At 72.5% G+C, this 13,972-nt stretch carries 12 protein-coding genes; 10 read left to right on the forward strand and 2 right to left on the reverse strand.

Features of this window, described 5'->3' with window-relative positions; genetic code table 11:
* Positions 1–270: 270 nt before the first annotated feature.
* Positions 271–1,833: a 4-coumarate--CoA ligase family protein gene (locus FHS29_RS06265; protein ID WP_184689141.1), complete on the forward strand. Its 1,563-nt coding sequence runs from the start codon at positions 271–273 to the stop codon at positions 1,831–1,833.
* A gap of 138 nt (positions 1,834–1,971) precedes the next feature.
* On the opposite strand, the gene FHS29_RS06270 is transcribed toward FHS29_RS06265, so the two are convergent.
* Positions 1,972–4,110: a tetratricopeptide repeat protein gene (locus FHS29_RS06270; protein ID WP_184689143.1), complete on the reverse strand. Its 2,139-nt coding sequence runs from the start codon at positions 4,108–4,110 to the stop codon at positions 1,972–1,974.
* 202 nt (positions 4,111–4,312) lie between these two features.
* On the opposite strand from FHS29_RS06270, the gene FHS29_RS06275 reads away from it, so the two are divergent.
* Entirely contained in the window at positions 4,313–4,483 is a 171-nt protein-coding gene (locus FHS29_RS06275) for a hypothetical protein (RefSeq protein ID WP_184689146.1), read from the forward strand.
* A 116-nt stretch (positions 4,484–4,599) separates the two neighbouring features.
* Here the strand turns inward: FHS29_RS06275 and FHS29_RS06280 are convergent, their stop codons facing one another.
* Complete coding sequence (locus FHS29_RS06280) at positions 4,600–5,415, reverse strand: NmrA family NAD(P)-binding protein (RefSeq protein WP_184689148.1); 816 nt, start codon at positions 5,413–5,415, stop codon at positions 4,600–4,602.
* A 128-nt stretch (positions 5,416–5,543) separates the two neighbouring features.
* Here FHS29_RS06280 and FHS29_RS06285 point away from each other — a divergent pair, with 128 nt between their 5' ends.
* The 8 genes from FHS29_RS06285 to FHS29_RS06320 all read left to right on the forward strand — a co-directional run bounded on the left by FHS29_RS06285 (position 5,544) and on the right by FHS29_RS06320 (position 13,486).
* The gene (locus FHS29_RS06285) at positions 5,544–6,290 is read left to right on the forward strand and encodes a phosphoglyceromutase (RefSeq protein ID WP_184689150.1); all 747 of its coding nucleotides are present in this window, start codon (positions 5,544–5,546) and stop codon (positions 6,288–6,290) included.
* Positions 6,291–6,577: 287 nt separating this feature from the next.
* On the forward strand, positions 6,578–7,768 hold the full coding sequence (locus tag FHS29_RS06290) for a sensor histidine kinase (protein ID WP_184689152.1): 1,191 nt from the start codon (positions 6,578–6,580) through the stop codon (positions 7,766–7,768).
* The gene (locus FHS29_RS06295; protein WP_184689154.1) at positions 7,765–8,445 is read left to right on the forward strand and encodes a response regulator; all 681 of its coding nucleotides are present in this window, start codon (positions 7,765–7,767) and stop codon (positions 8,443–8,445) included. The genes FHS29_RS06290 and FHS29_RS06295 overlap by 4 nt, the downstream gene beginning before the upstream one ends.
* 27 nt (positions 8,446–8,472) lie before the next feature.
* Positions 8,473–9,495, forward strand: coding sequence for a Ppx/GppA phosphatase family protein (locus FHS29_RS06300; protein ID WP_184689156.1), 1,023 nt, complete (start codon positions 8,473–8,475; stop codon positions 9,493–9,495).
* The gene (locus FHS29_RS06305) at positions 9,495–10,931 is read left to right on the forward strand and encodes an Rv0497 family membrane protein (protein WP_184689158.1); all 1,437 of its coding nucleotides are present in this window, start codon (positions 9,495–9,497) and stop codon (positions 10,929–10,931) included. The genes FHS29_RS06300 and FHS29_RS06305 overlap by 1 nt, the downstream gene beginning before the upstream one ends.
* On the forward strand, positions 10,928–11,710 hold the full coding sequence (locus tag FHS29_RS06310) for a sugar phosphate isomerase/epimerase family protein (protein WP_184689161.1): 783 nt from the start codon (positions 10,928–10,930) through the stop codon (positions 11,708–11,710). The genes FHS29_RS06305 and FHS29_RS06310 overlap by 4 nt, the downstream gene beginning before the upstream one ends.
* A gap of 40 nt (positions 11,711–11,750) precedes the next feature.
* Positions 11,751–12,671, forward strand: a complete 921-nt coding sequence (locus FHS29_RS06315) for a proline dehydrogenase family protein (RefSeq protein WP_184689163.1) — start codon at positions 11,751–11,753, stop codon at positions 12,669–12,671.
* 8 nt (positions 12,672–12,679) lie between these two features.
* Positions 12,680–13,486 carry a thioesterase family protein gene (locus FHS29_RS06320; RefSeq protein WP_184689165.1) on the forward strand — a complete coding sequence of 269 codons (807 nt, stop codon included), beginning with the start codon at positions 12,680–12,682 and terminating at the stop codon, positions 13,484–13,486.
* Positions 13,487–13,972 lie beyond the last annotated feature (486 nt).

Consider the following 13,972-nt stretch of genomic DNA (forward strand, 5'->3'; position numbering starts at 1 on the left):
CGACGATCCCAGCGGGCCCGCGGTTCGACGGGGGGATGGCAAACCGCGGTGGTGCCGAGCAGGTCGTCGGAGTGCGTGGGAGCCGACCCGTTCGGCTCTGTCAACTTGGCAGATGGCCGTCGATCACCACAAGAGCCGGCGATACTCCATTCGAGTGGTATCGGCGTAGCTGCGTAACGCCGTTGTGATCATCGGATTTCCTTGACCGGCGATGTGTCGTGGCTCACGATGGCGAGATCGGCATTACCAACGAGTAAGTGAGGCTGCCGCATGGTGTTCCGCAGTCCGTTCCCCGATGTCGACCTCCCCGACGTCTCGCTGCACGAGCTGCTGTTCGCCGACCTCGGCGACCGCGCGGACCGGGTGGCGCTGGTCGACGGTTCGTCAGGCGCGTCCCTCACCTACGCCCAGCTCGCCGGAGCCGTCGACCGCCTCGCCGCGGCGCTGGCCGAACGGGGCATCGGCAAGGGCGACGTGGTCGGCATCCTCAGCCCCAACACCCCGTACTACGCGGTCGTCTTCCACGGCATCCTCCGCGCCGGCGCGACCGCCACCACCATCAACGCCCTGTACACCGCGGACGAGGTGGCGCACCAGCTGACCGACGCGGGCGCGAAGATGCTGTTCACGGTGTCCGTGCTGCTGCCCAACGCCGCTCCGGGGGCGGCGCGGGCGGGCGTCGCCGACGTGGTGGTGCTGGACCGGGCCGAGGGCTACCCGAGCCTCACCGAGCTGCTCGGCTCGACCGGCCCGGTGCCCGGGGTGAGCATCGACCCGGCCGAGGACGTGGCCGTGCTGCCCTACTCCTCCGGCACCACCGGGCGGGCCAAGGGCGTCATGCTGACCCACCGCAACCTGGTCGCGAACATCGTGCAGTGCGGCCCGCTGCTGAAGGTCGGCGACACCACCCGCATCCTCGCCGTGCTGCCGTTCTTCCACATCTACGGCATGCAGGTGCTGATGAACAACGGCCTGCACGTGGGCGCGACCGTGGTCACGCTGCCGAAGTTCGAGCTGCCCGAGTTCCTCCGCGTGATCCAGGACCACCGCACCGACCGCGTCTACATCGCGCCCCCGCTGGCCGTGGCGCTGGCCAAGCACCCGTTGGTGGACCAGTACGACCTGTCCGGCATCGACACCGTCTTCTCCGGCGCCGCCCCGCTCGACGTCGACCTGGCGGCGGCCGTGGCCAAGCGCCTGGGCTGCCGCGTCTCGCAGGGCTACGGCATGACCGAGATGAGCCCGGTCAGCCACGCCATCCCGGACGACCGCGACGACATCTCGGTCGGCACGGTCGGCGTCATCGCGCCGAACATGGAGTGCCGCTTCGTCGACCCGGCGACCGGCGAGGACGTGGGCGTCGGCGAACGAGGCGAACTGTGGTGCCGCGGCCCGAACGTGATGAAGGGCTACCTGAACGACCCCGACGCCACCGCGGCCACGCTGGACGACGAGGGCTGGCTGCACACCGGCGACGTGGCCGTGATCGACTCCGACGGCCTGGTCAGCATCGTGGACCGGGTGAAGGAGCTGATCAAGTACAAGGGCTACCAGGTGCCGCCGGCCGAGTTGGAGGCGCTGCTGCTCACCCACCCGGACATCGCCGACGCGGCCGTGGTCGGGGTGCGCGACGGCGAGGGCGAAGAGGTGCCCAAGGCGTTCGTCGTGCTCCAGGCGGGAGCTGCCCTGGACGCCGACGGCGTGATGTCGTTCGTGGCGGAACACGTGGCGCCGCACAAGAAGGTGCGCGTCGTGGAGTTCATCGGAGCCATCCCGAAGTCGGCCTCGGGCAAGATCCTGCGGAAGGACCTGCGGGCGCGCGAGGCCAGTTGACCGGGTGATCGGCGACAGCCCCGGCAGTGGTCCACTGCCGGGGCCTCCATCGGTCCCGGCCGAGCGTCGGCCGCTCCGCGTCACACCACGGCGCCGAGGCCCGTCCCGTCGAGACCGGACGGGTGAGGTCGTCAGCGCTCACCCCCGTAGGCGCTTCCGGGCGAGAGGGGGGCTCCGCCGGTGATAGGCCGCCGCCGCTTCGGACTCGGCGGCGGCCTCCAGCCTGCGCCGTGCGACGGCGACGTCGGGGTGGCCGGGCCCGTTGGCCTCCAGCGTGATGGCGAACGCGTCTTCGAGCACCGGGCGCGCCTCGCCCGGCCGGCCCAGGTCCAGCAGCACGAGCCCGATGCCGCTCAGGTTGGCGGCCACCGAACGGGGTCCGGGCTCGGACACCGAGTCGACGGCGCGGGCGCGTTCCAGCAGGGGCAGGGCATCGGCGGGGCGGCCCAGGTCGCGCAGCAGGCCGCCGTAGTTGGTCAGGCAGGTGGCGACGTTCGGGTGCTCCGGCCCGTAGACGGTCTCGGCGATCGCCACGGCCCGCGCGAACAGCGGTTCGGCTTCCTCGGGACGGTCGTGGACGTGCAGGAACGTCGCCGCGCGGTCGAGCAGCCAGGCGGTGGCCGAGGTCGGGTGGTCGGCGGCGCACGCGGCCAGCACGTGGGGCAGCAGGGCCTGCCAGCGCGACAGGTCCTCCGGTGCGTCGGCGATCCGGCCGGGCAGGTGCGCGGCCAGCAGGTCCAGCGCGATCAGCGGCATGTCGGTGAACGGTCCGGGCACCCGCATCCCCGACAGCCCCGGCGCGTCGTCGTGCTCGCGGGACAGCGCGACCCGTACCGAGTGCCGCACCAGGTCGTGCGCGAACCGCAGTTCGCCGGCCGTGCGGCGGACCAGGTAGTGGTCGACCAGCGCGCCGACGGCGTTGGCGAACTCGACCGGCCGGGTGACCGCCGCGGCCAGCGGCGGCGGCAGCACCTCCGGGTGTGCGGTGAACAGGTCCAGCGGGACCGGTTCGGGGGCGAGGTGGACCAGCACGCCGAGCAGTTGCCGGGCCGCCGGGTGCTCGCGCGCCAACGCGCGGAGGGCCGGGTTCCACAGCGTGGCAAGGGTTCCCCGGTGGTGTCGGACGTGGCCCTGGCGGATCAGCGCGGCCGCGTCGGTGCGCAGCAGTTCCAGGTAGCCGGGCACCGGGACGCCGGTGACGTCCATGTAGGCGGAGGTCTGCTCGATCGCCAGCGGCAGGTCGCCCAGCGCCGCCGCCAGCCGGTCGGCGTCCTCGCCGGACACCGCCGGCAGCCGGCGCCTGACCAGGGCGACGCTGTCCGGCCGGTCGAGCACGCCGAGTTCCACCACCTCGCCGAGCGCCCGGAAACCGTTGCGGCGGGTGGTGACCACCACCAGGCCGGAGCCGGGCGGCAGGTGGTCGCGCACGGCGGCCGGGTCGTCCGCGTCGTCGAACACCACCAGCCACCGCTGCCGGTCGCGCAGCCCGGTCAGCGCGCCGTCGGGCGCACCCAGCTCGCGGCCGAGCGCGGCCAGGTGGTCGGGGATCAGGGCGGGGTCCTCGGCGGGGATCCACCACACCACGTCGAAGTCGGCCGAGTGCCGGTGCGCGTACTCGACCATGAGCTGCGACTTGCCGACGCCCGCCATGCCGAGCAGCGCGTGCACGGTCGCACCGGTTCGGAAAGCCTTGTGCAGCAACGACAGTTCGGCTTCCCGGCCGGTGAACGCCGGGTTGCGCGCGGGCACGTGCCAGATCTCCGCCAACGCGCCGGGGAACTGCGGCCGCACGGTGACCGCCCTCGGCCCACCCGGAAAACCGGGCGGCACCGACGGTTTCAGCCGTCCGGTGAGCGCGCCGCGCACCGCCTCGTGCAGCCGCCTGCGGGACGCGGCCTCGTCGACGCCGAACAGGTCGACCGACACGACCGCGCCGAGCAGACCGGGGCGCTCGCAGTCCTCGACGCGCAGCACGAGCAACTGCTGCCGCTCGCCCAACGGGTCGTCGCGCCACGCCGCGTGCCACTCGGCCTGGCCGTACACCGAGGACAGGTACGTCCGGGACAGCACGGCGACGGTCCGGCTGCTCTCCCGGACGCCCGCCTGCATCCGGTGCACCCAGTTGCTGCCCGGCACCATGTCCCACGCCTGGATGAGCACGCGGTAGCCGTCCTGCTCGAGCTGCCACGCGATCCACTCCGCCCACGCGCGGTCCTCGCTGGTGTAGGAGATGAAGAAGTCCGAGTCCGGCAACGTCCGCCCTCCGTTCCCGGACATCGTCCGGCATCGGGGCGTGGACGAAGGCGCAGAACTGCGGACCGCCGCCGTCCGGAGGGGTGGTGGCGCGATCGCGGGCCGGACCGCGCGACCGCGGACCCCGTCACCCGGACGGGTCGATCATCGGGCTTCGGGTCGCAGGGCCGGCCGGCCACCGCGAGCATGTTCGGTTGTTCCTGCACATTGACTGTTCGGAGTTCACATGCGCACCCTCGGCAAGCTCGTCGTGGCGACGACGGCCGCTCTCATCCTCACCGCCCCGGCCGCCCAGGCCAACCCGCTGGGCGTGTTGGGCGGCAACGCGAGCGTGGGCGGCCTGCTCACGCCCGTGACCAAGCTGCTCGCCCCGGTGCTCGGCCCCCTCGGCGGCTGATCCCCGACGTGCCGGCGAGGCCCCCGGCCACCTGCCGGGGGCCTCGCCGCGTCACAGCAAGGTGAAGCGCAACGCGCGCGGAACCTCCCCGAGCGGTGGGCCGACCGAAGGGCGCGCTAGCGGAACGCGGCGGCGTGCTCGGCCGCCCAGGACGCGAAGGACCGCGCGGGACGGCCCAGCACGTCCCGCACCGCCGACGTCACGGTGTACGCCTCGGGCGGCGGATCTCCGTGCCACGACAGGAGGAGCTCCACCAGTTCGGCGGACAGGCCGGCCTGCCGCGACCGCTCGCGGGCCTGGTCGCGGGACAGCTCCTGGAACGTCAGCGGACGCCCGATCGCCGTGCCGATGAGCGCCAGCTTCTCCCGCGGCGACAACGCTTCCGGCCCGGTGAGCGGGTAGTGCCGCCCCGCGTGCCCCTCCCGCGTGAGCACCGCCGCCGCGACCGCGCCGACATCGCCCTCGTCCACCACGGCCGTCCGCACGTCGGCGAACGGCTCGTCCACCACCCCCGTCGCCCGGATCCGCTCGGCCCACGTCAACGTGTTGCCCATGAAGTCCGTCGGCTGCAGCACCGTCCACTCCAGCCCGCTGCCTTCGACGGCCTCCTCCACCGGCCCCGGCACCCCGTTCCACAGCACGGACACCCGCCGCACCCCGGAGGCCGCGGCCAGCGCCACGATCTCCGGCCCGGTGGTCAACGTCGCGTAGTCGTCACCGCCCACGGTGAGCAGGTGCACGCCGGTGACCCCCGCGAACGCCTCCTCCAACGTGCCCGGATCGGTCAGGTCGCCGCGCACCACCTCCACCCCGGGCAGGTCGGCCCGCGCCGGGTCGCGGGTCAGCGCCCGGACCCGGTGCCCGTCCCGCAGCAGGTGCGCCACCACGTGCCGTCCCGCCCGCCCGGTCGCGCCGGTCACCAGATAGGTCATGGGTACCCCTCCTCATCAGCGGGTGCGACGCTATGACCTCCAGTTAGCTCGAGGTCAACGGTATCGATCCAGCGTCGGCCGTCACAGCGGATGCCGCCCACCGGCGGTCATCTGGCAGGCTTGCGGCCATGGCTGTCGGAACCCTGGTGCTGCTCCGCCACGGCGAGAGCGTGTGGAACGCGGAGAACCTGTTCACCGGCTGGGTGGACGTCCCCCTGTCGGAGAAGGGCGTGAAGGAGGCCGAGCGCGGCGGCGTGCTGCTGCGGGAGGCGGGCATCCTGCCCGAGGTGGTGCACACGTCGCTGCTGCGCCGCGCCATCGCCACGGCCAACCTCGCGCTGGACAAGGCCGACCGCCACTGGATCCCGGTGCGCCGCGACTGGCGGCTCAACGAGCGGCACTACGGCGCGCTGCAGGGCAAGAACAAGAAGCAGACCCTGGCGGAGTTCGGCGAGGAGCAGTTCATGCTCTGGCGCCGGTCCTACGACACCCCGCCGCCGCCGATCGCTCCGGGCGCCGAGTTCGGCCAGGACGCCGACCCGCGCTACGCCGACCTCGGCCCCGACCTGCCGCTCACCGAGTGCCTGCTGGACGTGGTGAAGCGGATGATCCCGTACTGGGAGTCGGCGGTCGTGCCGGACCTGCGCGCGGGCCGGACGGTGCTGGTCGCCGCGCACGGCAATTCGCTGCGCGCGCTGGTCAAGCACCTGGACGGCATCTCGGACGACGACATCGCCGGCCTGAACATCCCGACCGGCATCCCGCTGCGCTACGACCTGGACGAGGCCCTCAAGCCGCTCAACCCCGGCGGCACCTACCTGGATCCGGACGCGGCGGCGAACGCGATCAAGGCCGTGGCCAACCAGGGCAGGTAGGCACCGATCGCCGAAGGGGGACGGCCCGCCGGGCCGTCCCCCTTCGCGCGTCCGCGTGCCCGTCGCCCCGCCCGCCGACTTCCGGTACGTCGTCCGGGCGACACCTGAACGAGGACCGGGCGTCCGCCCGGCGGACGCTGTCCGAACAGGACCCCACCCGGTCGGACACGATTGGGTGAACTGAAACCGTCCTGGAAGAAAACATCGGTGCCGGACGGTGTCGCCGGTATCACGAACCACGCCTGCGGGCTAGGCCGCACCCGGCCTGACCTGCTTACGATGCGTCCGTGACCGCAACGGGTTACCTCGTCCTGTCGATCGGCGCTCTGCTGATCGGCGGCGCGGCCTTTCTGGTCGGCCGGGCCACCGCCCCCCGCACCGAACGCCCCGCCGGCCTCACCGTCGCCGACCTCATGGCCATGGTGGTCCAGTCCTCCCACGACGGCATCGTCGTCCTCAACGTGTTCGGGGACGTCGTGCTGCACAACCCGCGCGCCGAGGAACTCGGCGTCGTGCGCAACAACCGCGTCGACGACCGGGCCCGGCGGGCGGCCGAGCTGTCCCGGCAGACCGGCGAGGTGGTGCACGTCGACCTGTCCTCGCTGGAGGTCAAGGGCCGCCAGCCGGAGGCGGTGCACGCCAAGGTCAAGGTGATCACCGACGGCTTCGTCGTGGTGGACGCCTCCGACGAGTCCGAGGCGGTCCGCCTGGAAGCCACCCGGCGCGACTTCGTGGCCAACGTCAGCCACGAGCTCAAGACCCCGGTCGGCGCGCTCGCCCTGCTCGCGGAGGCCGTCCTGGACGCCGCCGACGACCAGGAGGAGGTGCGCCGGTTCAGCGCCAAGATCATGCAGGAGGCCACCCGGCTGGGCACCCTGGTCACCGAGCTGATCGCGCTGTCCAGGCTCCAGGGCGCGGAGAAGCTGCCCGAGCTGCACCGGGTGGAGGTGGACGTGGTGATCAACGAGGCGATGAGCCGCTCGAAGCTGGCCGCCGAGTCCGCCGGCATCGAGGTCGCCACCGACGAGCCGAGCGGGCTGGAGGTGGAGGGCGACCGGACGCTGCTGGTCACCGCGCTGAGCAACCTGCTGGACAACGCGGTCGCGTACTCGCCGCCGGGCAGCCCGGTGTCGGTCAGCCGCAAGCTGGTCGGGGGCTTCGTGGAGATCGCGGTCACCGACCGGGGCATCGGCATCGCCGAGGACCAGCAGACCCGCGTGTTCGAACGCTTCTACCGGGTGGACAAGGCCCGCTCGCGCGCCACCGGCGGCACCGGGCTCGGCCTGGCCATCGTCAAGCACGTCGCCGCCAACCACGGCGGCGAGGTGAAGCTGTGGAGCCTGCCCGGCACCGGCTCCACGTTCACCCTGCGCATCCCGGCGCACCCCGACCGGGACGAGCGCACCGCCGACCTGCCCAAGCCGGAACTCGCAGTCCCTGTGCCGACCGGCGCGGGCAAACCCGGAGGAGAGCTGTGACCAGGGTGCTCATCGTGGAGGACGAGGAGTCCTTCGCCGATCCGCTCGCCTTCCTGCTGCGCAAGGAGGGCTTCACCGCGGCCCTCGCGGCCACCGGCCAGGAGGCGCTGGAGGAGTTCGACCGCAACGGCGCCGACATCGTGCTGCTCGACCTGATGCTGCCCGGCATGAGCGGCACCGACGTGTGCAAGCAGCTGCGCGCCCGCTCGGCCGTGCCCGTGATCATGGTCACTGCGCGGGACAGCGAGATCGACAAGGTGGTCGGTCTGGAACTGGGCGCGGACGACTACGTCACCAAGCCGTACTCGGCGCGCGAGCTGATCGCCCGGATCCGCGCCGTGCTGCGCCGGGGCGGCGAGTCCGAGGAGCTGTTGCCGCAGGTCCTGGAGGCGGGGCCGGTCCGGATGGACGTCGAGCGGCACGTCGTGACGGTGGACGGCGGCGAGGTCAACCTGCCGCTGAAGGAGTTCGACCTGCTGGAGTACCTGCTGCGCAACGTCGGCCGGGTGCTCACCAGGGGCCAGCTCATCGACCGGGTGTGGGGCGCGGACTACGTCGGCGACACCAAGACGCTGGACGTGCACGTCAAGCGGCTGCGCTCGAAGATCGAACCCGACCCGTCCGCGCCGCGCCACCTGGTGACCGTGCGCGGACTGGGCTACAAGTTCGAGTCCTGACCCACCCGACCGGGTACGGTGCACGCCGTGCGCCTAGGGGTGCTTGATGTCGGGTCCAACACCGTCCACCTCTTGGTGGTGGACGCCCATCGGGGTGCCCACCCGACGCCGATGAGTTCGGAGAAGTCCGTGCTGCGGCTCGCCGAGCAGCTCGACGGCAACGGGCTGCTCACCAAGGCGGGTGCGGACCAGCTGGTGCGCACCGTCGCGGCCACCAAGGCGTCGGCGGCCCGGCTGGGCTGCGAGGACCTGATGGCGTTCGCCACGTCGGCGGTGCGCGAGGCGGGCAACTCGGCCGAGGTGCTCGACCGGGTGCGCAGCGAGACCGGCGTGGAGCTGGAGGTGCTCTCCGGCGAGGACGAGGCCCGCTACACGTTCCTGGCGGTGCGCCGCTGGTACGGGTGGTCCGCCGGGCGGCTGCTGAGCCTGGACATCGGGGGCGGCTCGCTGGAGCTCGCGGTCGGCGTGGACGAGAAGCCCGAGGAGGCGTTCTCGGTGCCGCTGGGCGCGGGCCGGCTGACCCGGACCCGGTTCCGGCACGACCCGCCGAGCCGGGCGGAGATCAACGAGACCACCGAGTGGCTGGACGACCAGCTCGCCCCGGTGGCGAAGAAGCTGCGGCGGGTGGGTTCGCCCGATCGGGTGGTTGCGACGTCAAAGACGTTCCGGACGCTGGCCCGGCTCACCGGCGCCGCCCCGTCGTCGGCCGGTCCCCGCGCCCGCCGCGTGCTCACCCACGCCGGCCTGCGCCAACTCACCGGCTTCATCTCCCGGATGTCCGCGCACGACCTCGCCGAGCTGGAGGGCGTGAGCGCGAGCCGGGCCCACCAGCTGGTGGCGGGGGCCCTGGTGGCGGAGGCCACCATGCGAGCCCTGTCACTCGGCGAGTTGGAGATTTGCCCCTGGGCGCTGCGGGAAGGTGTCATCCTGCGTCGGCTGGATCACACCAACGGGTCGGACGACGGCGCGGGACAGGACACCCCCGCGGCCCGCGGCCGGCGGTCGGGTGACACTGGACGGACTGGCCGCCACGGGGCACGGTGGAGTTGATGAGTCGAGAGAGCGAGTCGGAGCAGACCCAGCGCACCGTCGCGGAGTTGCTCGCCCAGTACGGCGGGGGCTCCGGCGAGGTGACGCCGCGTCGGCGACGCCGCCGCGCCGAGGACGCCTCGGACACCGCTCCCCAGGCGATCATCGACCGGGTCAACTCGGACAGCGGCCGGCTGCTGCCGATCCGCGACGAACCGGGGTACGAGCGCGACGAACCGGGGTACGAGTCCGGGTACGAACCCGCACCGCCCACCTCCGCCGCGCCTCCGCTGCCCCCGCCGGTCGCGGCCCCTCCGCTGCCGCAACGCGGACGCCCCGGCCCCGGCGAGGCCGAGCGCACCGCCTACCAGCCGCCGGTCCGGCCGGAGCCGCCCACGCCCTCGGTCCGCCCCGAGCAGCCCGCCGGTGCGCCGCACGCCCGGCCCGAGCCGCCCGGCCGGCACGAACCGCCGTACGCCCGGCCCGAGCCGCCGGCCGCCCGGCTCGACCCGCCGCCGACGTCCCCCGCCGGCCGGCTCGACCCGTCGGCCCGGTTGGACCCGTCGGCCAGGCCGGACCAGGCACCGGCCGACCGCCGCCGGGTGCCGCCCGCGCCGAACCCCGCCGAGGAGACCCGCCAGGTCCCGCCGATCGTCGACGACTACGCGGGCGACGCGTACGCGGACGGCGACGAGTACGACTACGCCGGTGAGCCCACCCGGCCCAACCCGCCGAAGCCGAACGTCCCGCAGGCGGGCCTCGGCCCGCCGCCGGGGGCGCTGAAGCCGCCGCCCGCCGACGCGTCCCGCGCGAACCTGGTGCGCCCCGGCGCACCCCCGCCCGCCGGGAAGCCGCCGGTGCGCGAGCCGGCGACCGAGATCCTGCCGCGCATCACCGACAAGCTCACGCCGAACGTGCCGCTGGAGTCGCTGCCCACCGAGTCCGTGCTGATCGTGCCGCCCGCGCCGGCCCGGCTGCCGGAGCCGCTGCCCGACCAGTCCGCCGAGGACTGGTTCGGCGACGACGAGGACGAGGAGCGCGCGGCCGAGCCGGAGAGCACCCAGTTCCACCCGTACGTCGACCTGGACGAGGAGGACGACGAGGACGACTACCCGCGCCGGGACGCCGCCGGCTTCGACGACGAGGAGCCCGCCGGGCTCGCCGACGTCGACCCGGAGGAGCCCGAGGACCGTTCGCCGGGCAAGGAGTGGCTGGTCATGATCGGCCAGCTGGCGATCGGCGTGCTCGGCGGCGCGGCGCTGTGGCTGGGCTTCAGCTTCCTGTGGCGGACCCTCGCGCCCGCCGCGCTGGTGGTGGCGCTCGCGGTCACCGTCGGGCTGGTCATGCTGGTGCGCAGGATCCGCCGCGCGGACGACCTCCAGACCACCATCCTGGCCGTGCTGGTCGGCCTGATCGTCACGGTGTCACCAGCGGCGATGCTGCTGGTGAAGTCTTGATCCCGGTCGGGCTGTCCACCGCGGCGGTGTGGCCGCAGCCGGCGGGCACCGCGTTCGAGGCCGCCGCGGACCTCGGCTACGACGGCGTCGAGGTCATGGTGTGGGCCGACCCGGTCAGCCAGGACGTCGGGGCGCTGCGACGGCTGGCGAACCGCACCGTGCCCGTGCTCGCCGTGCACGCCCCGTGCCTGCTGATCAGCCAGCGCGTCTGGTCCCCGGACCCGGCGGAGCGCCTGCGGCGCAGCGTGGCGGCCGCGCAGGAGCTGGGAGCCCGCACGGTGGTGGTGCACCCGCCGTTCCTGTGGCAGCGCCGGTACGCCGAGGGGTTCGCCGACCTGGTGGTCGAGCTGGAGGACGAGAGCGGCGTCGCCATCGCGGTGGAGAACATGTTCCCGGTGCGGCGCAAGCTCGGCCGTGGCCGTTCCGTGCAGGTCACCGCGTTCCGGCCGTCCATCGACCCGACCGACGTCGGCCACCGCAACTACACGCTGGACCTGTCGCACGCCTCCGCGGCGCACGCGGACACGATGGAATTGGCCAAGCGGATGGGTGACGGCCTCGCCCACGTCCACCTGGCCGATGGCACGGGCCTGCCGAAGGACGAACACCTGATCCCCGGACGGGGCAACCAGCCCTGCGCCGAACTGTGCCGGAGCCTGCGCCGTTCGGGCTTCGGCGGGCAGGTCGTGCTGGAGGTCAACACCCGCAAAGCGCGGACAGCCGTCGAGCGCCGCGAACTGCTCGCCGAGTCGCTGCTTTTCGCCCGCCTGCACCTCTGACCCGCTGCTTTCCCGTCAAGTAGCGACTAGGGTCTTGATCGTGAATCCGTTGCGCTCGTTGATCCTCGCCGCCGCGGGCAACGACGCGGTACGGCGAGCCGTCGCGACCGCGCCGGTCAGCCGCGAGGTGGTGCGCCGTTTCGTGGCGGGCGAGACGGTCGCGTCGGCCCTCGACGTGACCGGTGACCTGGTCGAGAACGGCCTGAGGGTCACCCTGGACTACCTGGGCGAGGACACCACCGACCGCGGGCTCGCGGAACGGACCGTCCAGTCCTACCTGACCCTGCTGGACCAGCTGCACGACACCGGGCTGGCGGTCGACGCCGAGGTGAGCGTCAAGCTGTCGGCCGTGGGCCAGTCCCTGGACGAACGGCTCGCGCTGGACAACGCGTCCCGCATCTGCGCCGCCGCGGAACAGGGCGGGACCACCGTCACGCTGGACATGGAAGACCACACCACCACCGACTCGACCTTGCGCGTGCTCGCCGAACTGCACCGCTCGTGGCCGTCGACCGGTGCCGTCCTCCAGGCCTACCTGCGGCGGACGCTGGACGACTGCCGCGCCCTGGCGGGCTCCCGTGTCCGCCTGTGCAAGGGCGCCTACGCCGAACCCGCGTCCGTGGCCCACACCGACCCGCACGAGGTCGACCTGAACTACGTGCGCTGCGCGAACGTGCTGCTGTCGGGGAGCGGCTACCCGATGTTCGCCACCCACGACCCGAGGCTGATCGAGATCGTCGCCGAACGCGCCCGTTGGCACGACAAGGCGCCGGAGGACTTCGAGTACCAGATGCTGTACGGCGTCCGCCCGTCCGAACAGGCCCGCCTCACGGCCGAAGGCCACGTCGTGCGGGTGTACGTCCCCTTCGGCGAGCAGTGGTACGGATACCTGATGCGCAGGCTGGCCGAACGCCCGGCCAACGTGGCGTTCTTCCTGCGTTCGCTGGCCGGCCGTTCTTGAGGAGTTCCGTGTCGTTCTCGCTAGCCAGTGCCGTGCGCCCGTTGGGCGACGGCACCTACACCGCGACCCTCCCCGCCGAGTGGACCATCGGCCCCAAACCCCACGGCGGCTTCCTGCTCGCGCTGGCGGCACGGGCAGCGGTGCACTCGGCGGCGGTGGCCATGCCCGGCACGGAGGACCTGAACCCCCTGGCGGTGAGCGCGCAGTTCCTGCGCGCGCCGGAGGTCGGTCCCGTGCTGCTGCGGACCGAGATCCGCAAGGCGGGGCGCACGGCCACGATCGTCTCGTCCACTCTGGAACAACGCGGCCGGAGTTGCGTCGAATCAACGGTCACGGTCGGCCGGATTCCGTCGCAGACCCCGGATTACGTGGACCTCCCCGACGTTCCCGCCGCACCGCCCGCGGATGCCGTCGACCTGGCGAATTTGGGGCCGGGCGGTGTGTACAAATTGGGCTCGGTGTGCGATGTCCGGCTGGACAAGGAAGGCGCGGGATTCCTCACCGGTCGCTCCGGTGATCCGCTGGTGCTGCGCCTTTGGGTTCGTCCTCTCGGGGAACGCCCGGACCCCTATTTCGCGCTCATCGCCGGCGACATCTCCATGCCCGTGACCTTCAACCTCGGCCGTTTCGGCTGGTCCCCGACCGTGCAGTTGACCGCGCTGCTCAGAGCCGATCCGGCTCCCGGCTGGCTGCGGGTGCAGGTGTCCTGCACCGCCGTGCACGGCCAGTGGTTCGACGAGGACGCCGTGGTGATCGACTCGACCGGCCGCCTCGTCTGCCAGGCCCGCCAGTTGGCCCTCACGCCCGCCGGCTGAGGCGCAAGCGCTTGCACCCAGGCGCGCCCACGCACACTCCTGCCGTGCTGTGTGTCATCCCCGTATGGCCTGCGCGCAGCGAACCGCAGTTGTCCGGGGAATGCAAGCACGCTTTTCGCTTGCATTCCCCGGACAACTGCGGTTGTCTTTGACCAGGACATGCGGGGATGACGCACGGCCTGCTCGCATCTTTTATGCTTTGGTTTTATGGGATCCTTGGCGGCCTGCCCGTCCGGCGAGGACGCTTTTTCTTTTAGCGGGATCGGTTGGCGACTTGGTGCTGGATCGCTGCCGGTCAAAGAAAAAGCGACGCTCGCCGCTTGGCAGGCCTCCGGGGAGGAAAAACGAAGGGCGTCGTGTTCTCCCCGCATGGCCTGTCAAAGACGACCACCCTTGTCCTGGGGGTGCAAGCGGTGAAGCGTGCTTGCACCCCCAGGACAAGCGCGGTAGCCCTCCGGGCAGGCCATGCGGGGAGAACACGAGGCG

The sequence above is a fragment of the Saccharothrix tamanrassetensis genome (genome assembly GCF_014203665.1).
Classification (GTDB): Bacteria; Actinomycetota; Actinomycetes; order Mycobacteriales; family Pseudonocardiaceae; genus Actinosynnema; species Actinosynnema tamanrassetense.

Bases quoted from the DNA above. Each gene is read 5' to 3' on its own strand.
- FHS29_RS06265 (WP_184689141.1), top strand. From the start codon at position 271: ATGGTGTTCCGCAGTCCGTTCCCCGATGTCGACCTCCCCGACGTCTCG.
- FHS29_RS06270 (WP_184689143.1), bottom strand. From the start codon at position 4,110: ATGTCCGGGAACGGAGGGCGGACGTTGCCGGACTCGGACTTCTTCATC.
- FHS29_RS06275 (WP_184689146.1), top strand. From the start codon at position 4,313: ATGCGCACCCTCGGCAAGCTCGTCGTGGCGACGACGGCCGCTCTCATC.
- FHS29_RS06280 (WP_184689148.1), bottom strand. From the start codon at position 5,415: ATGACCTATCTGGTGACCGGCGCGACCGGGCGGGCGGGACGGCACGTG.
- FHS29_RS06285 (WP_184689150.1), top strand. From the start codon at position 5,544: ATGGCTGTCGGAACCCTGGTGCTGCTCCGCCACGGCGAGAGCGTGTGG.
- FHS29_RS06305 (WP_184689158.1), top strand. From the start codon at position 9,495: ATGAGTCGAGAGAGCGAGTCGGAGCAGACCCAGCGCACCGTCGCGGAG.